Source organism: Alistipes sp. i18-0019-D1, from assembly GCF_042852885.1.
Taxonomy (GTDB): Bacteria; Bacteroidota; Bacteroidia; order Bacteroidales; family Rikenellaceae; genus Alistipes.
The window spans coordinates 1,015,862-1,039,478 of the sequence record NZ_AP031424.1 but is presented as its reverse complement, the minus strand read 5'-3'; the positions used below and the strand labels follow the sequence as shown (position 1 = coordinate 1,039,478).

Sequence of the window (23,617 nt, the reverse complement as noted above, 5' to 3'; positions counted from 1 at the left end):
TTTATTCCTCCTCTTCGTCGAGGTAGTCGAGGACGGATTCGCGTTTGAGGGGCAGGATCTCCTCTTCGTCCTCTTCGGCGAAACTGCTGTAAAGCGCGTGGCGTTCCTTGCCGCTCTTGCGTATCGGTTCGAGACGTTTGGCTTTCCGAAGTTCGTCCGCGTCGTGTTCGCGGATTCCCTTTTGTGTTCTCATGGGGAAATGAATGGTTGGTTTTAGAAATTTTCGCTGTCGAACACTCCTTCGAAGACGCGGCGCGCCGGTCCCGTCAGGCGGATGTCCGTATAGGTTTGTGTTCCCTGTTCATGCGAAAACCGTACCGCAAGCACACCTCCGGGCACGGTGATGCGGAAATCGGTCGTGTGGGGCTGTCGCGCGAAGGCCGTCACGATGGCCGCCGCCGTGGCTCCCGTGCCGCAGGCGAGGGTCTCGTTCTCCACGCCGCGTTCGTAGGTGCGCATGCGGATCGCTCCGTCGCCTGCGATCTGCACGAAATTGACGTTCGTGCCCTGCGGGAAGCGCGCCGTGTCGCGGCGGATGGCCCGTCCGCGGCCGGTAACGTCGACCGTTTCGAGTTCGTCGACGAATTCGACGTAGTGCGGGACGCCCGTGTTGAGAAACCACCAGCCGTCGCCCGTGCGGATCTCCCGCACGGCGGTCATGCCCAGTTCGATCTCTCCCGAAGTGCCTTTCAGCCGGCGGATGCGGGCGGTGTGAAGCCCGTCCGCGGCATCGAAGAACTTGGTCTCCCCGCCGATGCCCCGGTGCTCGGCGAAAAGCGCGAAACAGCGGGCGCCGTTGCCGCACATCTCTCCCTCCGATCCGTCGGCGTTGTAATAACGCATCGAACAGTCGATCTCCGCGTTGCGGGCGAGGGTCATCAGCCCGTCGGCCCCGATGCCGAAATGACGGTCGCACAAGGCTGCGATCAGTTCCGCACGGGGCGTGAAGCCGCCTTCGCGGTTGTCGATCAGGATGAAGTCGTTGCCTGCGCCTTCGTATTTTGCAAATGCCGTCTGCACTTTTTGAATGGTTATGTCTTGGCAAAAATAGTAAAACTTCTAAAAGTTTTGCTAATTTTGTGAAAAATATCCGCCCGGGCGTGCAACGGCGGGCGGATTGTATTGTTTATGCCAGGATTCAAAAAACAGATCTTTATGAAAAGTGTGCTTTTCAAGCATCGTTCGATACGTAAATTCCGCCCGACGCCCATTCCCGAGGAGGTGCTGCGCGAGTGCCTCGAAGCCGCCTCGCGCGCCTCGACCTGCGGCAATATGCAGCTTTATTCGCTGGTGGTGACCCGCGATCAGGCTCTCCGCGAGAAACTTGCGCCGTGCCATTTCAACCAGCCGATGGTCCGCCAGGCTCCGTGCGTGGTGACCGTCTGCGCCGATATTCACCGCTTCACGATGTGGTGCGAGCAGCGCGATGCCGACCCCGCCTACGACAACTTCGCGTGGTTCCTGAACGCTTCGACCGACGCCCTGCTGGCCGCGCAAAACCTCTGCGTCGAGGCCGAAATGCACGGGCTGGGCATCTGCTACCTCGGTACGACGATCTACACCGCGGGCGACATTTCGCAGATTCTGGAACTTCCGAAGGGGGTCATTCCCCTCACCACCGTGGTCATGGGCTATCCCGACGAGTCGCCCGAACTGACCGACCGCCTGCCGCTCGAAGCCGTGGTCCACTACGAGAAATACACCGATTACACGGCCGCCGAGATCGACGAACTGTGGGCCGAGCGCGAAGAGTCGGAGCTGACCAAACGCCTGCTGGCGGAGAACGATCTCCCGAATCTGGCGAAGGTCTTCACCCAGCGGCGTTACGTGCGCAAGGACAACCTCGCCATCTCGGAGTCCTATTTCGCCCTTCTGAAAGAGAAAGGATTCTTCAACAACTGACGCCGTGCGGGGATCGTGTCGCATATTCGCCGTTGCGCTGCTGGGCCTGCTGTGCTCGGCGTGCAGCGTCACGCGCCACATTCCCGAAGGCGAATATTTCCTGCAAAAAGTCCGGATCGAGGACGACCGGTCCACGCCCCGCAAGGAGCGCATCACGGCTTCCGACATGGAGAAGTACGTGCGCCAGACTCCCAACAAACGCTTCCTCGGGACGAATTTCTACGTCTGGCTCTACGAGCAGGCCGACCCCGCGAAGGACAACCGCTGGAACGACTGGAAACGCAAGATCGGGCAGGCGCCCGTGACGCTGGACATGGGGCTGACGGAAAAGAGCGCCGAAAACCTGAAGGTCTACATGGATTCGAAAGGTTTTTTCTCCTCGCAGGCGACCTACCAGGTCGACACCGTTTCGCGCCGCAAGCGTGCGACGGTCACCTTCCGCACGCGCCAGGGCGAGCCTTACCGCATCGACTCCATCTCCTACGAGTTCCAGGACAAGTTCCTCGAACAGATCGTGTTGCCCGACACCGTCAATACGCTGCTGCATACGGGCGATATTTACGACGTGTCGGTCCTCGATGCCGAGCGGGAACGTATCGCCGCCTACCTCAAGGAGCGGGGCTACTACAATTTCTCGGTCAACAACATCTCCTATGCCGCGCGGATGTTCGAGGAGGAGCGGCTGATCGACCTGCGGCTGATCGTCAAGCAGTACCTTACGGGCTACGACGAACGCGGACTGCCCGTGATGGACAACAACATGGTCTACCGTATCGACCGGATCAACATTTTCCCCGATTACGACCCCACTGTCGCACGGACCGACACGACGCTGCTTTCGCGGCTCGATACGGTCTACTACCGCGGTTTGAACATCATCTACGAGAAACGGCCCAATCTGCGTCCTTCGGTGCTCCGGCAGGCCGTGCCGCTCTATCCCAACTACGTCTACAATTCGTCGCAGGTCAACCGTGCCTACTCCGACCTGATGGCGCTGGGGTACTTCAAGAGCGCCAAGATCGCTTTCGAGGAGCAGCCCCGGTCTGCCGACGTCACCGACATCGTCTCCTTCATCGGCGCTTCGGCCGACTCGACGCAGACGCTCTACACGCGCGAAGGTTACCTGGCGTGCAACATCCTCTGTACGCCGACGCTCAAGCAGAGCGTCAAGGTCGACCTCGAAGGCAGCACCACGTCGAGTTTCTACGGTCTGAAAGCCACTGTCGGCTATCAGAACCGCAATATTTTCCGCGGCGCCGAGTCGTTCGACCTCTCCTTCACGGCGGGTTACGAATTCATGAAGGCTCCCGACGCCAAGCGCAAGCGGGCCACCGAATTCGGCGTCACGACCGGACTGACCTTCCCGCGGTTCCTCGTGCCCTGGCGCACGGGCCGTTTCCGCACGGTCAACCAGCCGAAGACCAAGGTCGAACTGTCGATCAATTTCCAGGACCGCCCCTATTACGCCCGTACGCTTTCGAGCGCCGGCATTACCTACATGTGGACCAACAGCCGCTATTCGTCCTTCTCGCTGCGGCCGATCGACATCAACGTGGTCGACATGACGCGCCCGGTCGATCCCGAATTCCTGGGCAACACCTCCAACAAATACCTGATCAACAGTTTCAAGACCCAGTTCATCGGCGGCCTTTCGTTCGGCTACGGCTATAACAACCAGCGTAAGAACCTCGGCGGAAACGCCACGAATATCCGTTTCAACGCCGAGACCGCCGGCAACCTGATCGATGCCGTCGAGCACGCCTTCTTCTCGCCGGCCAAAGGAAAGGAGCAGTATACGATTTTCGGTATCGAGTATTCGCAGTATTTCCGCACCGATTTGAGCGTCAGCCGGAAAGTCATGTTGGGAGACGCTACGGCGCTGGTGGGGCGGCTTTACGGCGGCGTGGCGATGGCCTACGGAAACTCTTCGTCCGTGCCTTTCGACCGCCAGTTCTACTGCGGCGGCAGCAACGGCATGCGCGGCTGGACGCCCCGAACCCTCGGGCAGGGTTCGGTGGCCAATCCTCACAACGATTTTCCGGTCCAGACGGGCGACGTGAAGCTGGAGGCCAACCTCGAACTGCGCTTCCCGGTCTGGGGCATGATCCACGGCGCGACCTTCTTCGACCTGGGCAACATCTGGTATATCCGGCACTATTCGGGGGAGTCCGAGGATACGGTCTTCCGCTTCGACCGTTTCTACAAACAGCTGGGATTCAACACGGGACTCGGCCTGCGTTTCGACATCAAGTTCGCCGTGCTGCGCCTCGACTGGGGTATCCAGCTGCATAACCCCAACAACCCTTCGGGCGAGCGGTGGATCCACAATTTCAAGTGGAAGAACACGGCGCTCAACTTCGGCGTGGGTTACCCGTTTTAACGTTCAGCTCTTTACTGCTTTGCCTTGTACTGCGACGGCGACATGCCGGCATTGCGCTTGAAGTAACTGCCGAAGAACGACTGGTTGGGGAAATTCAGGTAATAGGCGATCTCCTGCACGCTCATGTTCGAATATTTGAGCAGCGTCTTGGCTTCGAGGATCACGTAGCTGTCGATCCATTCCGATACCGATTTGCCGCTGATGCGCTTGATGAGCGTGGTGAGGTATTTGGGCGTGATGCACAGCTGCCGGGCGTAGAATCCCACGCTGCGTTCGTGCTTGTAGTGTTCGCCGAGCAGTTCGGTGAACTGCTTGAAATACTCCTCCGCACGGTTGTGCATCGGGCTGTCGACCTCGGGGTGTTCCGTGAGGTAGTGGGTCAGGATGTCCCCGACCTTGTAGATCGTCGCGGCGATCAGCCCGCCGATGATCTCGCTCGAAAAATCGGTCTCCGGGCCTTTCAGCTCCTGCTCGACTATTGAGATAAAACTCCGGAGCGACTGGCTTTCGGCGTGCGTGAGTTCCATGCAGGGAAGCGAGCCGAATTGCAGGAAAAGCGGCATCATGCGTTTGGTGTCGATGTTGATGCGCTTGAGGAAATCCGGTGTGATGACGATAAGATGGGCCTTGAAACGGTCGTTGGATTGCACTTGCAGGATGTCCTTCGGGTTGAAGATGAAGAGCGAATTCTTTTTGAGCCGAAACTCCTGCAGGTTTGACGTGAGGGAGGTCTCGCCTTCGGTTCCGACACCGATGATGAAAGCGTCGAGGCGGCTCGGGAACCGGAATATCTCCATTTCCGATGCGCTGTTTGCGGCGATGCATTCGCCCATAATTCCCGGACGCCTTTCGCCTCCGGCCATTGTGACGAGTTCGTTCAGGGTAAAACTCGATATCGGCATTTCTGATTTTGTCTTGTTCATTGTTTCGCTTGAATTTCGACAAATATAATAATAATCCGCTGGTTATCATTCAAAAAGTCCGATTCTTCGACTTTATGAACACTACCGCGCGCTTTTCGACCTGCCGGTCCATGAAAACGGAAACGCCGACCCGTAAGGTCGGCGCTCGATGGTCTGTCGGCGGATGCTCCGCATGAAGATTTATTTGGCGGCAGGTGCTGCTGCTGCGGGGGCGTCGGTGATGCCCAGTTCCTTCTTCACGGCGGGTGCAACGTCCGTCAGCGTAGCTTCGTCGAAATAGGCCAGCGATCCCGTCGAAGTGTCGAACACGACCAGGAATCCGCCTGCGGCCGCTACCTTGTCGATGGCGCTTTTCGCCTTGTCGATGATCGGGGCGAGCAGTTCGTTCTGTTTCTTCTGGTAATCCTGCTGTGCGCGCTCCTGGAACTCGCGGGTACGGGTCTGCATATCGTTCAGCTCCTTCTCCTTCACCTCCTTGATGGCGTCGCTGAAGGTGTTGTAGTTTTTCTGGAAATCCTGCAGTTTGGTGTTGAATTCGACGTTCATCGTCTCGATGTTGTCCGACAGTTCCTTGGCAAAGGTGTCCATGTTTTCCTGCATCGTCTTGGTCTCGGGCATCGCCATGATGATTTCCTGGGTGTTGATGCGTCCGAATTTCTGGGCGAAGAGCGATGTGGAGCCCATCACCAGCACAACCGCAAGGGTCAGTTTGATTGCTTTTTTCATACAGTTTTATCAGTTAATGTTTTGATGTCGGTTATTTTTTGAGTGCGTCGATCACCTGCTGCGTCCGCTCTACCGAAGGGTTGGTGTAGAGCAGCGTGGGGTTGTTCGCCGAGTCGAGCACCAGGTCGGCGCCTGCCTGCTTGGCGTAGGTCTCGATGGCGGCGAAGACCCGTTTCTGGATCGGAGAGATCATCTCGATGCGTTTCTTCATCAGCGTGCCTTCCTGCCCGAACAGGCTTTCCTGATACTCCTGCGCCTCCTTCTCCTTGTTCAGAATGGCGTTTTCGCGGGTCTGGCGCGCTGCGGCCGAGAGCGAGGTTTTCTGGCTCACGTAATTGTTGTAAAGCGCCTCGACCTCGGCAAACTTGGCGTCTACCTGGTCCTGGTACTGCTTGGCGAGCTTATCCAGGTCGGAAATAGCCGTATTGTAGGCGTCGATCGATTTGAACACTTTCTCGCTGTTGACGATTATGTAGTTCTGTGCCGCGAGTGTCCCTGCCGTCAGAATGAATGCCGCAATTAAAATCAGCCGTTTCATATTCCTGTTGTTTTTAAGTTAATATTCAGCCGGTTTTCCGGATTTCTGCTATAAATATAACTCTTTTCTTTCAAATTTATTGCCACGCCCCGTTTTATTTGAACACCCTTTGGCAAAGGGGATTCAGGGGATTTTGAACACCGGTCCGCAGGGGCGGCCGTTCGGCTCCTGTTAAAATTGTTGTCCCAGGACGAAGTGGAACTGGCTGCCGCTCTTGGTCGAGGAGTTGGCCGGAGCGTCGAATCCGTAACCCCAGTCGATGCCGAGCATACCCACCACGGGGAGGTAGAGGCGGACGCCGAAACCGGCCGAACGCTTGATCTTGAAGGGCGAGAACTTCTTCCACGAGTCGAAGGCGTTACCGCCTTCGAGGAATCCCAGCACGTAGATCTGCGACGAAGGCTTGAGGATGATCGGGTAGCGAAGTTCGGCGGTGTATTTGTTGTAGCCGCGCGAGTAGTTGCTTCCCGGGTCGAGCGCGCCGTCCTCGTAACCGCGCATCGCGATGATGTCGATACCGTATATATTGTATCCCGACATGCCGTCGCCGCCGACTTCGTAACGTTCGAAAGGCGAAACCTTATACTTGTTGTAGCTGCCGAGGTATCCCATTTCGGCCTTGAGCATCAGCACGAGGTTCGAGTTTTTCAGGAACGACTGGAACCACTGCGCCTTGAACTGCCATTTGTGGAACTCCACCCAGCGGTAGCGCTCCTGGTTGGCCCGGTCGGCCTCTGCGGTGGTCGAGCTGGAACTGTTGGCGATCTGCTCCAGTTTCTTGTAGTCCTTGCCGTCCCAGAGCGAGTAGGGGAGCGTGGCCTGCACCGAGGCGCTGAACTCCGAACCGCGGCGCGGGTAGATCGGCTGGTCGACCGAATTGCGGCCGAACACCAGCTTGATCGATGCCAAGTTGGCCGCGCCGTTCGTCATCACGAACGACGACCAGTTTTTCAGCGCATAGCGTTCGTAGCTGGCTTCGGCGTAGAACGTGAAATAGGGGTCGGGCCAGTTCAGACGCTTGCCCAGACCGGCTGCGACGCCGTAGGTCCGGAAGTACTGCGTACTGGTCTGCCATACGTAATAGGCGTTGTTCTGCTCCGAGAAGTGCGCCGAGAGGGTGAACGAGTTGGGTTTCTTGCCGCCCATCCAGGGGTCGGTGAAACTGAACGCGAAGGCCTTGTAATACGTGCCGTTGGTCTGCGCCGAGAGTGAAAGCCGCTGGTTCTGGCCCATCGGGTAGGGACGCCATGCGCCTTTCTTGAAGGTGTTTTTGATCGAGAGGTTGTTCAGCGTGATGCCGACCGAGCCTACGAAGGTTCCCGAACCCCAGCCGCCGGCGATGTTGAACTGGTCGGAAGCCTGCTCCTCAAGGGGCCAGTTGACGTTCACCAGTTCGTTCGAAACGGGCTTGATGTCGGGCATGATGGCCTCGGGGTTGAAGTGTCCCATCGAACCCAGCAGGCGGATGGTGCGCATCAGCAGCGCGCGGTTGTAGAGTTCTCCCGGACGGGTGTCCAGCTCGCGGCGGATCACCTCGTCGTCGACGCGCTGGTTGCCCGTGATGCCGACTTCGTTGATGGTGAACTGCTTGCCTTCGAAGACCTTGACCTCGATGTCGATCGAGTCGGGGGCGATGATCGTCTCGGCGGGTTCGATCTGCGACATCAGGTAGCCTTCGTTCTGGTAGAGCGACGACACGGATGCCGCTTCGGGATCGGTCTCCTTGCCGATACCCAGTTGCTTGTGCATCGTCTTCTTATCGTAGATGTCGCCCTTCTTGACGCCGAACATCTGTTGCAGACCTTCGGTTTCGTAGACCGAGTTACCCACCCACGAGACGTTGCGGATGTAGTATTTGTTGCCTTCCGACACTTCGAGGTCGATGCCCAGCCGTTTCTCGTTGATCGGGTAGATCGAGTCGCGTACGATGGTGGCGTTGCGGTAGCCCCGCGAGTTGTAGAAGTCGATCAGCAGCTCCTTGTCCGCCTCGTAGTCGTTCTCGTTGAGTTTGGCCCCCTTGAAGAAGTTGATCGATTTCTGGTGGGTCTTTTTGAACGTGCGGCGCAGGCGTTTGTCGTTGAACTGTTCGTTGCCGACGAAGTTGATCTTGCCGATCTTCACTTTGTCCTTGCGGTCGATCAGGAAGGTCACCGTCACGGCCTGTCCCGGGCGCAGCGTGTCGTTGTCGATGCGCACGTCCACCTCCGTATTGCGGAATCCCTTTTCGGCCCAGTAGTTATGGATGAGTTTCTTGTTCTTGTCGATGACGTAGTCCGAGAGTTCGCTGCCGCGCTTGAGCTTGAGTTTTTCCAGCAGGTCCTTCTTCTTGCCCTTCGAAATGCCCTCGAATTCCCAGTTGTAGACACGGGGACGCTCCTTGAGGAGCACCTCCAGGTCGAGGCTGTCGCCCTCGATCTCGGCGCCGATCTTCACGTCCGAGAAAAAACGCTGGCTCCAGAGCCGTGAAATGGCGTTGGAGATGAAGTTGCTCGGCAGGTAGACCGAGTCGCCTGCGATCAGTCCGGCCGACGACTTGAGGATCTCGGGGTTGAGGTATTGCACGCCGTGGACGTTGACGTTGCGGATGTAATAGAGCCTGGGTTCGCCCTCGCTTCGGAACATCGGGGCGTTTTCTGAAATCGCAGGCTTCGGAGCCGCCGTCGTGTCCTGCGGATTCTGCTCCTGGGCGAATATATTCGAGCAGCAAAGCACGAGGGCAGCTGCTGCCGTGAATATCTTACCGGAATAATTCATCTATTTAAATCTAGTAAAGTCATCTATTTAACCAGTCCGAAGCGGCGATCGCGCCGTGCGTATTCCTCCACCGCGCGGTCGAACTCCTCCTCCGTGAAGTCGGGCCACAGCACTTCGGGGAACCACAGTTCGGCATAGGAGGCCTGCCACAGCAGGAAGTTGCTCAACCGCTGTTCGCCGCTGGTGCGGACGATCAGGTCGGGGTTCGGGTAGGGGGCCGTGTAGAGCGCGGTGCTGATCGTGCCCTCGGAAATCTCCGACGGGGCGATCTGGCCGGCCTCCACGCGCCGCGCGATCTGCTGCACGGCGTGCGTTATTTCGCTGCGCGACGAGTAGTTGAGCGCCAGGATCAGCGTCAGCGTCCGTCCTCCGGCGGTACGCTCCTCGGCTTCTGCCAGGTAGCGTTGCACCTTCTCGGAAAAACGGCTCCGGTCGCCGATCATGCGCACCTCGACGCCCTGGCGGACCAGTTCGGGCGTTTCGTTGACGACGCTTTTGCAGAAAAGCTCCATCAGGGAGTCCACCTCTTCCGCGGGCCGTCCCCAGTTCTCGGTCGAGAACGCATAGAGCGTCAGGTACTTCACACCCCAGCGCGCCGCGGCGCGCAACGACGCCCGCACGGGTTCGACGCCCGCCGCATGGCCTTCGTAACGCTCCTTGCCGCGCAACTCGGCCCAGCGGCCGTTGCCGTCCATGATGATGGCGACGTGTTGCGGTATGCGTTTCTGATCGCTCATATTAGGGCACAAATATAGGGAAAATTCTATTAACTTGTGGAAAAATGCGATAAATGATTAACTGCGGATGTCGATTCCCCACATCATCTTATTCCGTAACGTGTCGTAAAATGATATATTGTGCGGCACGGCCAAAAAAATCGTCTGTTCGGCGCGCTCCACGGTGAACGACGCGCCGTGCGAAACGGGGTAGGTCCGGTTGTCCAGCGTGACGAAGGCGTCGGCCCGGCGGGCGTCCACATTGAGCGTGATGACACCCGTGTCGGGGATCACCACCGGGCGCATCGTGAGGTTGTGGGGCGCCAGGGGCGAGATGACCAGGCACTGGCACGTCGGGGCCACGACGGGACCTCCGGCGCTGAGCGAGTAGGCCGTCGACCCGGTGGGCGTCGAGACGATCACCCCGTCGCCGTGGTAGGTGGCCACCATCTGCCGGTCGACGTAGGTCTCCACCGAGATCATTCCCGCGCCGTGGCGCTGCACGGTGAATTCGTTGAGCGCCAGCTGCGATTCGGGCTGCCGGGCGAATTCGCCCGTGACGCGCAGCATCGAGCGCGGTTCGGTCGCGATGTTTCCTTCGGCTATCTCGCGGAAGATCAGGTTCAGCCCGTTGCTCGGGGCGCTGGTCAGAAAGCCCAGGTGGCCGGCGTTGATGCCCATGACGGGAATCGGCGCGCCGCAGAGGCGGTGCACCCCTTCGAGCAGCGTTCCGTCGCCTCCGTAGCAGACCATGACGGTTTCGGCAGGCTGTTTGCCGATGTAGCGGCCGTAGATCCTTTCGGGCGGAAGCGCCGTTTCCGTGGCCTGCCGCACCAGGGGCGCAAACTCCTCGTTGACGGCGTAATCGAAGCCGAAGGCTCCGATCGTTCCGATCAGCTGGCGGATCTCCTCGGGGGTGTGGGCGATCTGCGCGCGGGAAAAAAGTATGATTTTCATCGGCGGAGTTTCGAAAAAATGAGTAACTTTACCACGCCGGAACGATCCGGGGCCTTTTCGGCCCGGCAAGGCGCCGGGACGTGGCATATCACCGGCAAATATACGGAAAGGTGAGCGATGCGCCAAATTTATTTGAGCTTGTCCGGATCGCATCCCGTATTCCGTGAAACAGCGTAAAAATTATGACGAAATTAAGCGTTAACATCAATAAGATCGCCGTGGTGCGCAATTCGCGGGGCGGCAATCTGCCCGACGTGGTCCGGGCTGCGCTGGACATCGAGCGGTTCGGCGCCGAGGGCATCACGGTTCACCCGCGTCCCGATGCGCGGCATATCCGTTACGACGACGTGCGCGGCCTCAAACGGGTGCTCACGACCGAACTGAACATCGAGGGCAACCCCATCCCGGGTTTCATCGACCTGGTGCTGGAGGTGGTCCCTGCGCAGGTGACGCTGGTTCCCGACGCCCACGACGCCATCACCTCGAACGCCGGGTGGGACACCCTGGCCAACCGTGCTTTCCTGACCGATGTGACGAAGCGTTTTCACGAGAAGGGCATCCGGGTCTCGGTCTTCGTGGACCCCGTGGCCGAGATGGTCGCCGGGGCGAAGGCCTGCGGCGCCGACCGCGTGGAGCTCTACACCGAAGCCTATGCGCGCGAATATCCTGACGACCCGCAGCGGGCCGTCGCCCCCTATCTGGCCGCTGCCGAGGAGGCACGCCGGCAGGGGCTGGGGCTGAACGCCGGCCACGACCTTTCGCTGGAGAACCTGCGCTGGTTCGTCGAACGCATTCCGTGGACCGACGAGGTGTCGATCGGCCATGCGCTGATCTGCGACGCCCTCTACTACGGACTGGAAAACACCGTGCAGCTCTACCGGCGCGAACTTAAAATCTGACGACTATGAAACGCATCCTGATCCTTGCCGCCGCGCTGTTCGCCGTAGGCACGGCCTTTGCGCAGAGCGAATACAACCGCCAGCGGCGCAGCCTTTTCGAGGTGCTCCCGGTCTATTCGAGCGACATCGTGTTCCTGGGCAACTCGATCACCGACGGCTGCGAGTGGGCCGAACTGTTCAACAACCGCCACGTCAAGAACCGCGGCATCAGCGGCGACCGCTCGGGGTGGCTGCTCGACCGTCTCGACCCGATCGTCGGGGGGCATCCCAAGAAACTGTTTCTGATGATCGGCGTCAACGACCTGGCGGCCGGCGTTTCGCCCGACGAGATCGTGGCCAACGTGGCCCGGCTCATCGACCGTTTCCAGTCCGAGTCGCGGTGGACGAAAATCTACGTGCAGAGCGTGCTGCCCGTCAACGGCGAGTCTTTCGCCAAGTTTAAGAACCACTATGAGCACGGCCGTCTGATCGTGCCGCTGAACAAGCGGCTCGAAGCGCTGTGCGACGAGAAGGAAGTCACCTACCTCGACGTCTGGGGGGCGCTGGCCGACCACGAGGGGCGGCTGGACAAGCGTTACACCAACGACGGCCTGCATCTGACGGGCGAAGGTTACGTGGTGTGGCGCGATGCGATCAAACAACACGTGAAGTAGCCGCGTGCCGTTGTCGAATCCCATATTCCGGCGGATTTCGCGCCTTGCCGACGAGCAGGGCGTGCAGGCTTTCGTCGTCGGCGGCTACGTGCGCGACCACTACCTGCGGCGGCCCTCGACCGACATCGACGTGGTGGTCGTGGGCAGCGGCATTGCGCTGGCCGAGGCGCTCGCGCGCGAACTGAAGGCGAAGGTTTCGGTCTTCAAGACCTTCGGCACGGCGATGGTCCGCGCCCGGGGTGTCGAAGTCGAGTTCGTGGGGGCGCGCAGGGAGTCCTACACCCGCGATTCGCGCAAACCCGAGGTCGAACCCGGCACGCTGGAGGACGACCAGCGGCGGCGCGACTTCACGATCAACGCCATGGCGTGGTCGCTGAACGGGGCCACGTTCGGCGAATTGGTCGATCCTTTCGACGGGATGTCGGACCTCGAGGAGTGTATCATCCGCACGCCGTGCGATCCCGACGTCACCTTTTCCGACGACCCCCTGCGCATGATGCGCGCCGTCCGATTCGCCGCGCAGCTGGGCTTCACCATCGAGGAGGAGACCTTCGAGGCGATCCGCCGCAACGCCGGACGCATCCGCATCGTCTCGCGCGAACGCATCGTCACCGAACTCAACAAGATCGTCCTTTCGCCCGTCCCTTCGATGGGCTTCGAACTGCTGGAACTCACCGGGCTGCTGGAGCGGATTTTCCCCGAGATGCACAACCTCAAAGGGGTGGAGAAGCGGGGCCGTCACGCCCATAAGGACAATTTCATCCATACGCTCAAGGTGCTGGACAACGTGGCGCGCCGCAGCGGCGATTTGTGGCTGCGCTGGGCCGCCGTGCTGCACGACATCGCCAAGCCGCTCACGAAGGCCTACGACCCCCGTGTGGGCTGGACCTTCCACGGCCACGAGGTGCTCGGTTCGAAGATGGTCCCGGCGATTTTCCGCCAGCTGAAACTGCCGCTCAACGAGCACATGAAGTTCGTGCAGAAGCTCGTGTTCCTCCACCTGCGGCCCATCATCCTCTCGGAGGACCTCGTGACCGACTCGGCCGTGCGCCGGCTGCTGTTCGAGGCGGGCGACGACGTGGAGGCGCTGATGACCCTTTGCGAGGCGGACATCACCTCGGGCATCGACGCCAAAGTGAAACGTTACCTTTCGAATTTCGAGCTGGTGCGCCGCAAGATGAAGGACCTGGAGGAGCGCGACCGCGTCCGCAACTTCCAGCCTCCGATCACGGGCGAGCTGATCATGGAGACCTACGGCATCGGCCCGGGACGTGTGATCGGCGACATGAAGGAGATTATCAAGAACGCCATTCTCGACGGCGAAATTCCCAACGATTACGATGCGGCCTACGCCCTGATGGAGCGGCTGGCGGCCGAACGGGGGCTGATCCCGGTGCAGAAATGAGGCGAACCCCGCGGGGTTCGCCTTTTGGTTCCGGGGGCGTCCGCCCCGGCTATTCGGCTGCGATGCTTTTCAGGGGCGGTTCCGTTTCGTGCGCGGGGCGCGGAACGGGAGTCTGAAGCAGCCGCCCGGGTTTCTAATTGCCGCCTTTCAGCCGGTCGGCGTCGAGCTGCGCCCGGGATTTCGACTTGGTCACCAGCCATACCCCCGCGAAAACGCACAGCGCGGCTCCGGCCTTGGTGAATCCGAACGTGTCGAGGCCGATCGCCACGGTGAACAGCACCGCCACGACGGGCTGCACGTAGTTGTACATCGACACGACCGTGGGCCGCAGGTGGTGCTGGCCGATGGGAACCATCAGGTAGGAGAGGAACGTGGAGCAGACCACGACGTAGCCGATTCCGGCCCAGGTCCGGGGCGCCAGCCCGGCGTAGTCGACCGCGGTCAGCGGACGGTAGTAGATCACCACGGCGACTATGGCGGCGAAGAGGAACATCCACTTCATTGTCGTCACGGGCGAGTAGCGGACGATCACGTTGCGGAAGGCCGTGAGGTATGTGGCGTAGCTGACGGCGCTGACGATGCACAGTACGTCGCCCGTGACGCTTGACGTGTGGCCTGCGCCGTGCTGGCTCACGAGAATCAGGATCAGCGCCCCGGCGCATCCCAGAAAGACGCCCCCGGCCTTGAGCCACGTGATCGGCTCGCGCAGGAACAGCGTCGCCAGCACCATCGTCAGCACGGGGACCACCGTGGCGATGATCGACGTGTCGATGGGCGAGGTGAGCGACAGTCCCCACAGGAACAGCATCTGGTTGAGCTGGATGCCGAAGACGGAGGCCAGGAGCAACAGCACGATGTCGCGCGGGGCGACCCGTTCGCGCGGCAGCAGCAGCGAGACCGCCCAGAACAGCAGCGCGGCGCCCACCATGCGGTAGACGCTCAGCGCGAAGGGGCTTACCCCTCCGGGATTGGTCTCGGACCAGAGCACGCTTTTGCCGATCGGGGCGTTGAGTCCCCAGACGATGTTGGCGACCCACAGGGCCGCATGTCCTTTCAGTTTTCCTTTGTCCATCTTCATGACCCGCTTAAGGAGCGGGATCTAAATGGGGCGAAGCGCCGATTAGTCTCCGGACCGCGATTCTTGCTTCTGCCCTTAAATCCCGGCTTTTAGCCGGGGCAAATATACGGTAAAATTCGGTGCGATAATTGCCCGGCTCCCTTTTAGTGAGCAAAACGCGCTATAATCTCGACCTGGTCTTCGCCAACGTTTTTTTCGGAGCGAATTTCTCGTTCTACGTCTCCCTCACGCGCAATTACCTCGATTTCCAGCAGATATTCATGTTGCAGGTGCTTTCGGCAGCTGTTTTCTTCATCCCCTTCGCGATTTTTTCCCGCTACTCCTACCGCATCACGTGGCGCGATGCGGGCAACATTCTGATCGTCACGCTGCTGATCGTCTACGGCTGGATGTACATGCTGCTCTGGGGATCGTCCTACACCACGCCCATCGACGCCTCGGTCATCGCCACGCTCGGCCCGGCCTTCACGCTGATCATGGACCACCTGATGCACCCGCGCAAATATATCAGGGCGCGGGTCGTGGGGGTGGTCTGCGCGCTCGTCGGTGCCGGAATCCTGATTCTCGGCGACGGCTTTTCGCTCACGCACGGCAGCCGTGCGCAGGGCAACCTGTTCGTGCTGGCGGCCGTGGTGGCCATCGCCGTCAATACGGTGATTATCAAGCCGCAGCTGGAGAAGCTGGGCACGCTGGTCGTGATGGGGTGGTACTACATCATCGGGCTGGCCATAACGGCGCCCTTCTTTTGGAAATACATCGACCACGTACCGTTCCTGCGGCTTCCGCTGTATGCGCAGGCCGAACTGGGGTATATCCTCATTCTGGGAACCGTCCTGCCCATGTACCTGCTTTACCGCGGCACGGAGAAACTGACCTCGGTACACACGGCGCTCTACCGCTATATCCAGCCCGTGATCGCGGGCATTCTGGCCATTACGCGCGGACAGGCGCATTTCGACGCCGCGAACATCACCGCCTCGGTTTTTATCTTCGCGGGCGTCATCCTCGTGGTGGCAGGCTATAAGTATTACGTCCGTCACGGCCTGCCGAAACTGCGCGGCGACGGACGGCTGGAGCACTAATCGGCCAGCAGGCGTTCGCGCCAGGCGTCGGGAACCGGCTCGCTCCGCTGGCGTGCGAAGTCGAAGACGACCATCACCGAGCGGCTCTCGCTGCGCAACTCGCCGCCGGCGAACAGCTGCTGGAAGAGCGTCAGGCTCTTCGTTCCCACCCGTTCGCAGGTGGTCGTCACCCGCACGGGATCGTGCATCCGCACCTGCCCCAGGTAGGAGGTCGAGGTCGAGACGGTGAGGATGCGCAGGTCTGCGAGCAGCACCTCCGCGCCCAACACCTTTTCGTAATATTCCATTTTGCCCACGTCGAAATACATCTGCTGCGAGACGTTGTTCACGTGCTGGAAGGGGTCTATGTCGGAAAACCGTTTCTGAATGGGGGTTTCGAGCGTGCGCGCCATCTTATTCGCGGATGATTTTCACCTCGCCGCCTTCGCCGAACGCGATGATCGACGACGCCTTGCGGGTCGGTTTGCCTTCGAAACGGGGGTTGACGACGAAATCCACGCCGTCGATGATCTCGCGGGAGACGTCCTGCAATCCCACGGGCGTCGCTTCGCCCGAGATGTTGGCCGAGGTCGAGACGATGGGCCGCCCCAGGGCGCGGAGCATCCGGCGGCAGAATTCGTGGTCGGGGATGCGCACGCCGAGCGTCCCCTCGTCGGGAATGAGGTTTTCGGCAAGCCCCGAGGCTCCCGGCAGGATGGCCGTCAGGGGCGATGTGGCCAGTTCCATCACCTCGAAGGCGATTCCCGGGGCCTTGTCGACGTAGCGGACGATCATGTCGGCCGAGGCGCACAGCACGAGCATCGACTTTTTGTTCACGCTCCGCTTGAGCTTGTATATCCGCTCCACGGCGGCGGCGGAAGTGGCGTCGCAGCCCAGTCCCCAGACCGTGTCGGTGGGGTAGAGGATGATGCCGCCCGCGCGCATCGTGCGCACGGCCTCGTCGACCTCCTTCTGCATTTCGGTTTGCGTCTGCATGGCTATTTCAGGGGTAATATTTCGATCCAGTAGTCGTCCGGGTCGTTGATGAAGTAGAGCCCCATGTCGGGGTTTTCGTAACAGACGCAGCCCATCGCGCGGTGGTACTCGCGCACGGCGTCGTAGTCGCCCGCCACGCGCATGCAGAGGTGGCTCTCGTTCTCGCCCAGTTCATAGGGCACGGCGGCGTGGTCGCGCAGCCAGGTGAGTTCCAGGCGGAAGGGGCTTTGCCCGTCGCCCAGGTAGACCAGCGTGAACCCTCCGTCGGAGGCCTCTTTGCGGCCCGTTTCCCGCAGCCCGAGGGCCTTGTCGTAGAAGGCGATGCTGCGGTCGAGGTCCGTTACGTTGATGTTGAAATGGTCGAAACGACTCTTGATTTCCATGATTCCGGTGTTTTTGTACGCTACAAAAGTAATTTTTAATTTTTAATCTTTAATTTTTAACTCCGAATTTTATACCTTTGCACCACGAAAGAAAAAATCCGAAAAAACGATAATCTTATGGGAAGAGCCTTTGAGTATCGCAAAGCGCGAAAAATGAAACGCTGGGGTCACATGGCCCGCACCTTCACCAAGTTGGGTAAAGAGATCGAGATCGCCGTCAAGGCCGGAGGTTCCGACCCGTCGGGCAACACCCGCCTGCGCATTCTGATCCAGAACGCCAAGGCCGAGAACATGCCCAAGGAGAACATCGAACGAGCCATCAAGCGTGCCACCGAGAAGGATGCCGCCGACTACAAGGAGGTGATCTACGAAGGATACGGCCCTCACGGCATCGCGTTCCTCGTCGAAACCGCCACCGACAACACCAACCGCACCGTGGCCAACGTGCGCATGTATTTCAACAAATGCGGCGGTACGCTGGGCAACAGCGGCTCGGTGGGCTTCCTGTTCGACCACAAATGCGTCTTCAAGTTCCGCGCCGCCGAGGGTGTCGATCCCGAGGAGCTCGAACTGGAGATGATCGACCTGGGGGTCGACGAGTTCTACCCCGAGGCGGACGGCATCACGGTTTACGCGCCCTACGAATCGTTCGGAGCCATCCAGAAGTGGCTCGACGACAAGGGCTTCGAGATCGTTTCGGGCGAATCGGTGCGTATCCCCACCGACGTGAAGGAACTTGACGCCGAAGGCCGCGAATCGGTCGAGAAACTGGTCGAGAAACTCGAAGAGGACGACGACGTGGTGAACGTCTACCACACCATGAAGGAGACCGACGAAGAGTAGTTTCCGATTTTACAGGGCATCTTTGCCCTTGCACCCGCGGGGCGCGAATGGGACGTATTCCGATACAGCCCGTTAGCGCCTCGCTTCGTTTGAGCGCAACCCCCCCCCGCTCCTCTGAAATCGGAAACATCTGGGTATCGGGCAATCCCGTGGAGAGTGGCATGCGGATGGTTTTGAAGACCCTTTTGACGACAAAAGTCGCGGGGCTATTCGAATTTTACGAACCGGTCACTGCCGGTCAGGCAGGCGGGACAGTAACAGTCGACGTATTCCGACGTATAGAGACTGCCGCAGTTCGGGCAGACTGCGAACCGGCCCGTATCGGGGGCGTTGCGGTCCTCCTGCCGGCAGTGTCCCATCAGGACGATGTTCCGCATGTCTCCCGCCGCGGCCCAGGTCAGCATGCGCGCCGCATAGCGGTTTCCGCGCTCCATCGCCCGGCGGATGTCGGCTCCGCCGCGCCCGGCGTAGGCCTGCCGTTCGTAGGCGATGCTCCGTTCGATGTTGCCGTCGGTCGTGCCGCCGAAGATGACGATCTTCCCCGGGGGCGTATAATGGCCTCCGAGACGGAGGATCGCCGTCGCGCAGTTATTCTCCTGCAACCGCTCGGAGAAGGCCATGGCCCGGAACAGCCGTTCGGCCGTGTGACGCTTCTCGTCGGCCGCGATGTCCGCGAAATGGTCGTACTGCACCGATTTGACATGTTTGCGGCGGCAGCAGGCGTCCAAGTCGGCGAGCGTTTCGGCCCACGGCGAACCTTTCGGGGACCGGGGTTCGCGCGTCGCTGCGTAGTACAGCCAGACGAGGATGCCTGCCGATGCCACGAATAACAGAAGTATCAGACCGAGACGCAGTTTCATAATGTTCTGCCGGGGGAAAAGCCGCAGTCCGGAACGTGCATTTTTTATGCCAACGGCCGCCCGTTTCGTCTGCCTCCGGGGATTTTCGCATTCCGGCTTGGAATTTTGAATTCGAATTCCTATATTTGTAAATCCGACTCCGTAAGGATCAGATGCGGGTGGGATGCACTCAATGAAAATCGGATTGAAATTTTTTGCTGCGGCACTTGCCGTCGTATTGGCTGTGGGTTGTGGCAGTAAAGAGGACTCCGAGGAGCCGGAAAAACCTCCTGTGGACGGGCCTGTTTTTGAGGCAGGCAGTTGGGTGCTTTCCCAATGGAACGGCAGTCAGGAACTGCCGCGGAGTATCTATCTGCATCTCGCGGCAGACCGTTCGTTCGAACTCTACCAGAGCCTCAATACGATCGGTTATTCGAAATATACCGGCACGTATACCGTTACGGTGTACGAGCAGAAGGCGCTTCTTTCGGGGACTTATACAGACGGCACTCCGTGGGAGAGCAGTTATGTGGTCGAGAGTCAGACGGCGGAGTTGTTGCGACTCCGCTCCCAAACTGCCGGCAATATTTCGCAGTATGTCGCCGCGGAGATTCCCGATTACGTCAAGGATGGCATTACGGTTAAAAACGTGCGGGCCGAGGCAGAAAAACCTTTCTTGTAAAAGCGGCCGCAAATTATGGTTCTATGGCGGATTCCCGATGGAGTCCGCTTTTTTCAGAATACCGCGCAGACCTCCATGCCGAAGGTGAGTTTGTGAAGCCGTTCGCGCGACGAACGCACCACGGGAGGTGCGACGTCGTAATCGGCCGTGAACCGCACGCCGAGGTTCTGCGTGGCGAGGTAAGTGGTCGAAAGTCCGGTTCCGAAGGAGAATCCGGCGCGTCCTTCCAGCCTGCGCAGGTCCGTGCGGCACGGTTTGTAGATCTCGCACCCTCCGAGCAGTTTGGCGCCCACGAGCCACCGCATCGAAAAAGGGTAGGAAAAGTAGGGGCCCGCGTACATCGACGCGCACTCCAGGTTGTCGTTCTGGGCAACGCCGTTGACCTTCACACGCAGGTTGGTGCACGACATGCGGCCGCCGAAGCCCCAGTAGGGCGTCGCGAACCAGGCGCCCTGCACCGAGACGGCCGGTCCCGAGAGGAACTGCATGTGCATCCCGGGATAGGGCGTGTAGCTTCCGGGCACGGTCGAGAATCCGAGGCTGAACCCGAGGAACGACGGCCGGCGGTAGCGGTCGTAGACCGAGCAGGTCTCCGTGACATTCAGTCCCTTTTCCTTGAAAATCAGGTCGGCGAGGAAATATCCCAGTTCCGTGGCGAGGATGCCGATGCCGGCGCCTACCATGATGTCGCTCATCCAGTGGCGGTTGTTGAGCTGGCGGGTGACGCCCGTCAGCGTCGCCACGGTGTAGCCTCCTATGCTGTACCACGGGCTGCGGTGACCGTACTCCTTGTGGAGCATCGTGGCGGTCATGAAGGCCGTCGCCGTATGCCCCGAGGGGAAGGAGTTGCGCGACGATCCGTCGGGGCGCATCACGCGGCAGGAGTATTTGAGCGAGTTGACCCCGATGGCCATGAGTCCTGCCGAAAAGGCGTCGGAGACCAGCATACGGCCCCATGAACTGCGTCCCCTGACGCCGCAGGCTTTCAGGGCCACCATCGCCCCGGCGGGAGCATACTGGAGCCAGTCGTCGTAGTCGTGGCGGAACGAACGGCTGTACCCGTTGCGCAGGCGGCGGAAGTCGGAGTCGTAGGCCTGCATCACGACGCCGCCTACGATCAGCGGCGTGCCGACGAAGAACATGCGGTAGGCTTTTGTCGACGTGTGGCGGTCGATGCGCCGCCGGAATTCCCCTCCGGCGCTCATGTCCACACTGTCCGGTAACTGCGCAGCTGCTCCCAGGCCCACGAATGAGAGCAGACAGGCGGCGGTCAGACGTCTGAGCATCGTATTTTATCGCAACTGCTTTCTTTTTCTGTGGATCGCGCGGATGATTTCGCCGCCGACGGCCAGCAGCGAGGTGAAGCCGATCACCTCGGCCCATTGCATCCACGAGAGCGGTTCGGTGCGGAACACCTCGCCTCCGAACTCCACGATCAGCACCTGCCCCACGCCGATCGCCGCGAGGATCAGGAAGAATTCGCGGCAGCCGGCGAGACATGTGAAGACCGAATGGCGTGTCTCGAATCCCTTGGCGTTGAACATGTTCCAGAACTGGAGGAAGACGAACGTCGAGAAGAACACGGTCAGCTGTTCCACCGTGAGTCCGCCCTGCAGGATCGTCCACCGGAAGAGCATTCCCAGCAGTACGACCACCATCGCCGTGCCGCATGTGAAGAGGGTGCGGGCCATGGCGGGGGTGATGATGAATTCGTCCCTCGGGCGCGGTTTGTCGCGCATCACTTCGGGGCTGGGCGGCAGCGAGGCCATGGCCATCGCCGCGAAGGTGTCCATGATGATGTTCACCCAGAGAATCTGCACCACGGTCAGCGGCATCTCGGTTCCGAACACCGCGCCGATGAAGCAGATGGTGATGGCCGCGAAGTTGATCGTCAGCTGGAACAGCACGAAACGCTGGATATTGCGGTAGAGCGAGCGGCCCCACATGACGGCCGTGGCGATCGAGGCGAACGAGTCGTCCAGCAGCGTGATGTCCGAGGCGTCTTTGGCCACGGAGGTCCCTGAACCCATCGAGAGACCTACGTTGGCGAAATTGAGCGCCGGGGCGTCGTTCGTGCCGTCGCCCGTCACGGCCACCACCTCGCCGCGCTGCTGCAACAGCCTGACGAGGCGCTGCTTGTCCAGCGGCCTGGCCCGGGACATGATCTTCAGCTCCTGTACGCGTTCCAGCAGTTCTTCGTCGCTCATGGCGGCGAACTCCGTGCCGGTGATGTGGTTGCGGTCGCCGTCCGTGGCGTCGTCCCACAGCCCGATCTGACGGGCGATCTCGCGCGCCGTGGCCGGGGTGTCGCCCGTGACGATCTTGATGCCGATTCCCGCCTCCAGACAGCGCGTGACGGCCGCCGGAACGTCCTCGCGCACAGGGTCCGAGATGGCGGCCACCGCCGCGAAATGCAGCCCGCCCGCCTTGACCGCTTCGAGACAGTCGTCCGATGCGGTTTCGGCCCATGCCACGGCCAGCGTGCGCATGGCGCGGCTCTGGAATCCGAGGAGCTGTTCGGCGACCTGCGCGTCCTTTCCGTCCGGGGCGCACATCGTGCGCACGATCTCCGGGGCGCCCTTCACCGAAAGGATGCGGCGGCCCGAGACGCCGCTCTCGACGATCGTCGCCATGTATTTGCGTTCGGTCGAGAAGGTCAGCCGGTCGACGATCTTCGCTTCGGTGCGCAGGCATTCGTAGTCCTCTCCGTGTTCATGCAGCCATTGGAGGAGCGCCCCTTCCGTGGGGTTGCCGATGATATGGCCTTCGGCGTCGAGGAACGCCGTGGTGTTCAGGGCCACGACCTCGGCGAATTCCCGTGCGGGAAGCGTGTCGTAGCGGATCAGTTCCTGCACGTGCATGCGGTTCTGGGTCAGCGTGCCGGTCTTGTCGGTGCAGATGACCGTCACGGCGCCCATCGTTTCGCAGGCGTGCATTTTGCGCACGAGGTTGTTGGTCTTCAGCATCCGCCGCATGGACATCGCCAGCGACAGTGTGATCGACATCGGAAGCCCTTCGGGCACCGCCATGACGATGATGGCCACCGAGACCATGAAGATTTGCAGAACGTGCTGCGAGATGGTCAGCCAGTCGCTCTCGAGCAGCCCGCCCGCGAAGATCGCCTTTCCGAGCATCACGCAGAAGATCAGCGCCGAGAGGAGGATGCCCAGCCGGCCGATCAGGCGCGAGAGGCGCGTCAGCTGACGGTCGAGGGGTGTCTGTTCTTCGCTCTGCACGGTCGACTGCTCCGTGACGCGCCCGGCCTCGGTCGCATCGCCCACGGCCGTTACGACCATCACGCCGTAGCCGTCCGCCACGGTCGTGCCGCGCAGCACCGCGTTCGAGGGATAGGTCGCCTCGGGATCGAAGTCGGCTTCGTCGACCGTCTTGTCCACCTCGGGTTCGCCCGTGAGCGTCGATTCGTTGATTTTCAGCGACACGGCCTCGACCAGTTCTCCGTCGGCGGGAATCGTCTCGCCGCTCTCGATGTAGACCACGTCGCCCGTGACCACGTCGCGGCGCGGAATTTCGCGAATCGAACCGTCGCGCATCACCTTCACGGGGATGTCGTCGTTGACCTGGTTGAGCCTCCGGAAACGCCGCTGGGCGTCCCATTCGAACCAGAATCCGACGCAGGTGGCGAGGATGATGGCGCAGATGATGCCCACCGATTCGGTGAAGTCCTTGTGGACGAATCCGATGATGAGCGACAGCACGGCGGCCAGCAGGAGGATGCGGATGATCGGGTCGCGGAATTTTTCCAGCAGCAGGCGCCAGGCAGAATCGTCCTTCGGCGGGGTGATGACGTTGTCGCCGTGACGCCGGCGGCTTTCGTCGATTTGCGGGGTAGTCAGTCCTTTGGGGTTGTAGCGAATCATCGGA

23 protein-coding genes are annotated in these 23,617 nt (G+C 60.4%); 8 read left to right on the top strand and 15 right to left on the bottom strand.

What is annotated here, in order from left to right:
• Position 1 precedes the first annotated feature (1 nt).
• On the bottom strand, positions 2 to 193 hold the full coding sequence (locus tag ACGHP5_RS04240; protein ID WP_290532906.1) for a hypothetical protein: 192 nt from the start codon (positions 191 to 193) through the stop codon (positions 2 to 4).
• 20 nt (positions 194 to 213) lie between these two features.
• Positions 214 to 1,020, bottom strand: a complete 807-nt coding sequence (gene dapF / locus ACGHP5_RS04235; protein WP_295905218.1) for a diaminopimelate epimerase — start codon at positions 1,018 to 1,020, stop codon at positions 214 to 216.
• 135 nt (positions 1,021 to 1,155) lie between these two features.
• On the opposite strand from dapF, the gene ACGHP5_RS04230 reads away from it, so the two are divergent.
• Both ACGHP5_RS04230 and ACGHP5_RS04225 read left to right on the top strand, forming a co-directional pair.
• Positions 1,156 to 1,902, top strand: a complete 747-nt coding sequence (locus ACGHP5_RS04230; protein ID WP_295905220.1) for a nitroreductase family protein — start codon at positions 1,156 to 1,158, stop codon at positions 1,900 to 1,902.
• 4 nt (positions 1,903 to 1,906) lie between these two features.
• Positions 1,907 to 4,282, top strand: a complete 2,376-nt coding sequence (locus tag ACGHP5_RS04225) for a BamA/TamA family outer membrane protein (protein WP_337772522.1) — start codon at positions 1,907 to 1,909, stop codon at positions 4,280 to 4,282.
• Positions 4,283 to 4,293: 11 nt separating this feature from the next.
• On the opposite strand, the gene ACGHP5_RS04220 is transcribed toward ACGHP5_RS04225, so the two are convergent.
• From ACGHP5_RS04220 to ACGHP5_RS04195, 6 genes are all read right to left on the bottom strand, one after another.
• Positions 4,294 to 5,079, bottom strand: coding sequence for a helix-turn-helix domain-containing protein (locus ACGHP5_RS04220; RefSeq protein ID WP_390568111.1), 786 nt, complete (start codon positions 5,077 to 5,079; stop codon positions 4,294 to 4,296).
• A gap of 306 nt (positions 5,080 to 5,385) precedes the next feature.
• A complete protein-coding gene (locus tag ACGHP5_RS04215; RefSeq protein ID WP_290532901.1) occupies positions 5,386 to 5,931 on the bottom strand; it encodes an OmpH family outer membrane protein in 546 nt (181 codons plus the stop codon).
• 31 nt (positions 5,932 to 5,962) lie between these two features.
• Positions 5,963 to 6,469, bottom strand: coding sequence for an OmpH family outer membrane protein (locus tag ACGHP5_RS04210; RefSeq protein WP_295905226.1), 507 nt, complete (start codon positions 6,467 to 6,469; stop codon positions 5,963 to 5,965).
• 171 nt (positions 6,470 to 6,640) lie between these two features.
• Positions 6,641 to 9,223, bottom strand: a complete 2,583-nt coding sequence (locus ACGHP5_RS04205; RefSeq protein ID WP_295905228.1) for an outer membrane protein assembly factor — start codon at positions 9,221 to 9,223, stop codon at positions 6,641 to 6,643.
• Positions 9,224 to 9,246: 23 nt separating this feature from the next.
• Positions 9,247 to 9,960: an isoprenyl transferase gene (locus ACGHP5_RS04200; protein WP_295905230.1), complete on the bottom strand. Its 714-nt coding sequence runs from the start codon at positions 9,958 to 9,960 to the stop codon at positions 9,247 to 9,249.
• Between the two features lie 57 nt (positions 9,961 to 10,017).
• The gene (locus tag ACGHP5_RS04195; protein ID WP_390568110.1) at positions 10,018 to 10,896 is read right to left on the bottom strand and encodes an NAD(+)/NADH kinase; all 879 of its coding nucleotides are present in this window, start codon (positions 10,894 to 10,896) and stop codon (positions 10,018 to 10,020) included.
• Between the two features lie 182 nt (positions 10,897 to 11,078).
• On the opposite strand from ACGHP5_RS04195, the gene ACGHP5_RS04190 reads away from it, so the two are divergent.
• The 3 genes from ACGHP5_RS04190 to ACGHP5_RS04180 are packed head-to-tail and all read left to right on the top strand — an operon-like array spanning position 11,079 to position 13,853.
• Complete coding sequence (locus ACGHP5_RS04190; RefSeq protein ID WP_337658277.1) at positions 11,079 to 11,795, top strand: pyridoxine 5'-phosphate synthase; 717 nt, start codon at positions 11,079 to 11,081, stop codon at positions 11,793 to 11,795.
• A gap of 5 nt (positions 11,796 to 11,800) precedes the next feature.
• On the top strand, positions 11,801 to 12,448 hold the full coding sequence (locus ACGHP5_RS04185) for a GDSL-type esterase/lipase family protein (RefSeq protein ID WP_290532899.1): 648 nt from the start codon (positions 11,801 to 11,803) through the stop codon (positions 12,446 to 12,448).
• Between the two features lie 4 nt (positions 12,449 to 12,452).
• Positions 12,453 to 13,853: a CCA tRNA nucleotidyltransferase gene (locus ACGHP5_RS04180; RefSeq protein WP_290532898.1), complete on the top strand. Its 1,401-nt coding sequence runs from the start codon at positions 12,453 to 12,455 to the stop codon at positions 13,851 to 13,853.
• 133 nt (positions 13,854 to 13,986) lie between these two features.
• Here ACGHP5_RS04180 and ACGHP5_RS04175 read toward each other — a convergent pair whose 3' ends face one another.
• Positions 13,987 to 14,925, bottom strand: a complete 939-nt coding sequence (locus ACGHP5_RS04175; protein WP_290532897.1) for a DMT family transporter — start codon at positions 14,923 to 14,925, stop codon at positions 13,987 to 13,989.
• Positions 14,926 to 15,059: 134 nt separating this feature from the next.
• Between ACGHP5_RS04175 and ACGHP5_RS04170 the strand changes: the two genes are divergently transcribed.
• Complete coding sequence (locus ACGHP5_RS04170; RefSeq protein WP_390568109.1) at positions 15,060 to 16,013, top strand: DMT family transporter; 954 nt, start codon at positions 15,060 to 15,062, stop codon at positions 16,011 to 16,013.
• On the opposite strand, the gene ACGHP5_RS04165 is transcribed toward ACGHP5_RS04170, so the two are convergent.
• From ACGHP5_RS04165 to ACGHP5_RS04155, 3 genes are read right to left on the bottom strand one after another with little or no spacing between them, the layout of a single operon-like run.
• Positions 16,010 to 16,405 carry a thioesterase family protein gene (locus ACGHP5_RS04165; RefSeq protein WP_290532895.1) on the bottom strand — a complete coding sequence of 132 codons (396 nt, stop codon included), beginning with the start codon at positions 16,403 to 16,405 and terminating at the stop codon, positions 16,010 to 16,012. The two genes, ACGHP5_RS04170 and ACGHP5_RS04165, sit on opposite strands and share 4 nt — an antisense overlap.
• A gap of 1 nt (position 16,406) precedes the next feature.
• Positions 16,407 to 16,988, bottom strand: coding sequence for an L-threonylcarbamoyladenylate synthase (locus tag ACGHP5_RS04160; protein WP_295905245.1), 582 nt, complete (start codon positions 16,986 to 16,988; stop codon positions 16,407 to 16,409).
• Between the two features lie 2 nt (positions 16,989 to 16,990).
• On the bottom strand, positions 16,991 to 17,371 hold the full coding sequence (locus ACGHP5_RS04155) for a VOC family protein (RefSeq protein ID WP_290532893.1): 381 nt from the start codon (positions 17,369 to 17,371) through the stop codon (positions 16,991 to 16,993).
• Positions 17,372 to 17,488: 117 nt separating this feature from the next.
• On the opposite strand from ACGHP5_RS04155, the gene ACGHP5_RS04150 reads away from it, so the two are divergent.
• Complete coding sequence (locus tag ACGHP5_RS04150) at positions 17,489 to 18,214, top strand: YebC/PmpR family DNA-binding transcriptional regulator (RefSeq protein ID WP_290532892.1); 726 nt, start codon at positions 17,489 to 17,491, stop codon at positions 18,212 to 18,214.
• Positions 18,215 to 18,420: 206 nt separating this feature from the next.
• On the opposite strand, the gene ACGHP5_RS04145 is transcribed toward ACGHP5_RS04150, so the two are convergent.
• Positions 18,421 to 19,074: a rubrerythrin family protein gene (locus ACGHP5_RS04145; protein ID WP_295905250.1), complete on the bottom strand. Its 654-nt coding sequence runs from the start codon at positions 19,072 to 19,074 to the stop codon at positions 18,421 to 18,423.
• Between the two features lie 172 nt (positions 19,075 to 19,246).
• On the opposite strand from ACGHP5_RS04145, the gene ACGHP5_RS04140 reads away from it, so the two are divergent.
• A complete protein-coding gene (locus ACGHP5_RS04140; RefSeq protein WP_295941925.1) occupies positions 19,247 to 19,735 on the top strand; it encodes a hypothetical protein in 489 nt (162 codons plus the stop codon).
• Between the two features lie 53 nt (positions 19,736 to 19,788).
• Here the strand turns inward: ACGHP5_RS04140 and ACGHP5_RS04135 are convergent, their stop codons facing one another.
• Together ACGHP5_RS04135 and ACGHP5_RS04130 are read right to left on the bottom strand one after the other, a co-directional pair.
• Positions 19,789 to 21,021: a phosphatase PAP2 family protein gene (locus ACGHP5_RS04135; protein ID WP_337657133.1), complete on the bottom strand. Its 1,233-nt coding sequence runs from the start codon at positions 21,019 to 21,021 to the stop codon at positions 19,789 to 19,791.
• A 6-nt stretch (positions 21,022 to 21,027) separates the two neighbouring features.
• Entirely contained in the window at positions 21,028 to 23,613 is a 2,586-nt protein-coding gene (locus tag ACGHP5_RS04130) for a calcium-translocating P-type ATPase, PMCA-type (RefSeq protein WP_390568108.1), read from the bottom strand.
• Between the last annotated feature and the right edge of the window lie 4 nt (positions 23,614 to 23,617).

What these genes read in the sequence shown, in the direction of transcription:
- ACGHP5_RS04240 (WP_290532906.1), bottom strand. Translation starts at nt 193, where the DNA reads ATGAGAACACAAAAGGGAATCCGCGAACACGACGCGGACGAACTTCGG.
- ACGHP5_RS04230 (WP_295905220.1), top strand. Translation starts at nt 1,156, where the DNA reads ATGAAAAGTGTGCTTTTCAAGCATCGTTCGATACGTAAATTCCGCCCG.
- ACGHP5_RS04220 (WP_390568111.1), bottom strand. Translation starts at nt 5,079, where the DNA reads ATGGAGATATTCCGGTTCCCGAGCCGCCTCGACGCTTTCATCATCGGT.
- ACGHP5_RS04215 (WP_290532901.1), bottom strand. Translation starts at nt 5,931, where the DNA reads ATGAAAAAAGCAATCAAACTGACCCTTGCGGTTGTGCTGGTGATGGGC.
- ACGHP5_RS04210 (WP_295905226.1), bottom strand. Translation starts at nt 6,469, where the DNA reads ATGAAACGGCTGATTTTAATTGCGGCATTCATTCTGACGGCAGGGACA.
- ACGHP5_RS04205 (WP_295905228.1), bottom strand. Translation starts at nt 9,223, where the DNA reads ATGAATTATTCCGGTAAGATATTCACGGCAGCAGCTGCCCTCGTGCTT.
- ACGHP5_RS04200 (WP_295905230.1), bottom strand. Translation starts at nt 9,960, where the DNA reads ATGAGCGATCAGAAACGCATACCGCAACACGTCGCCATCATCATGGAC.
- ACGHP5_RS04195 (WP_390568110.1), bottom strand. Translation starts at nt 10,896, where the DNA reads ATGAAAATCATACTTTTTTCCCGCGCGCAGATCGCCCACACCCCCGAG.
- ACGHP5_RS04190 (WP_337658277.1), top strand. Translation starts at nt 11,079, where the DNA reads ATGACGAAATTAAGCGTTAACATCAATAAGATCGCCGTGGTGCGCAAT.
- ACGHP5_RS04185 (WP_290532899.1), top strand. Translation starts at nt 11,801, where the DNA reads ATGAAACGCATCCTGATCCTTGCCGCCGCGCTGTTCGCCGTAGGCACG.
- ACGHP5_RS04175 (WP_290532897.1), bottom strand. Translation starts at nt 14,925, where the DNA reads ATGGACAAAGGAAAACTGAAAGGACATGCGGCCCTGTGGGTCGCCAAC.
- ACGHP5_RS04165 (WP_290532895.1), bottom strand. Translation starts at nt 16,405, where the DNA reads ATGGCGCGCACGCTCGAAACCCCCATTCAGAAACGGTTTTCCGACATA.
- ACGHP5_RS04160 (WP_295905245.1), bottom strand. Translation starts at nt 16,988, where the DNA reads ATGCAGACGCAAACCGAAATGCAGAAGGAGGTCGACGAGGCCGTGCGC.
- ACGHP5_RS04155 (WP_290532893.1), bottom strand. Translation starts at nt 17,371, where the DNA reads ATGGAAATCAAGAGTCGTTTCGACCATTTCAACATCAACGTAACGGAC.
- ACGHP5_RS04150 (WP_290532892.1), top strand. Translation starts at nt 17,489, where the DNA reads ATGGGAAGAGCCTTTGAGTATCGCAAAGCGCGAAAAATGAAACGCTGG.
- ACGHP5_RS04145 (WP_295905250.1), bottom strand. Translation starts at nt 19,074, where the DNA reads ATGAAACTGCGTCTCGGTCTGATACTTCTGTTATTCGTGGCATCGGCA.
- ACGHP5_RS04140 (WP_295941925.1), top strand. Translation starts at nt 19,247, where the DNA reads ATGAAAATCGGATTGAAATTTTTTGCTGCGGCACTTGCCGTCGTATTG.
- ACGHP5_RS04135 (WP_337657133.1), bottom strand. Translation starts at nt 21,021, where the DNA reads ATGCTCAGACGTCTGACCGCCGCCTGTCTGCTCTCATTCGTGGGCCTG.
- ACGHP5_RS04130 (WP_390568108.1), bottom strand. Translation starts at nt 23,613, where the DNA reads ATGATTCGCTACAACCCCAAAGGACTGACTACCCCGCAAATCGACGAA.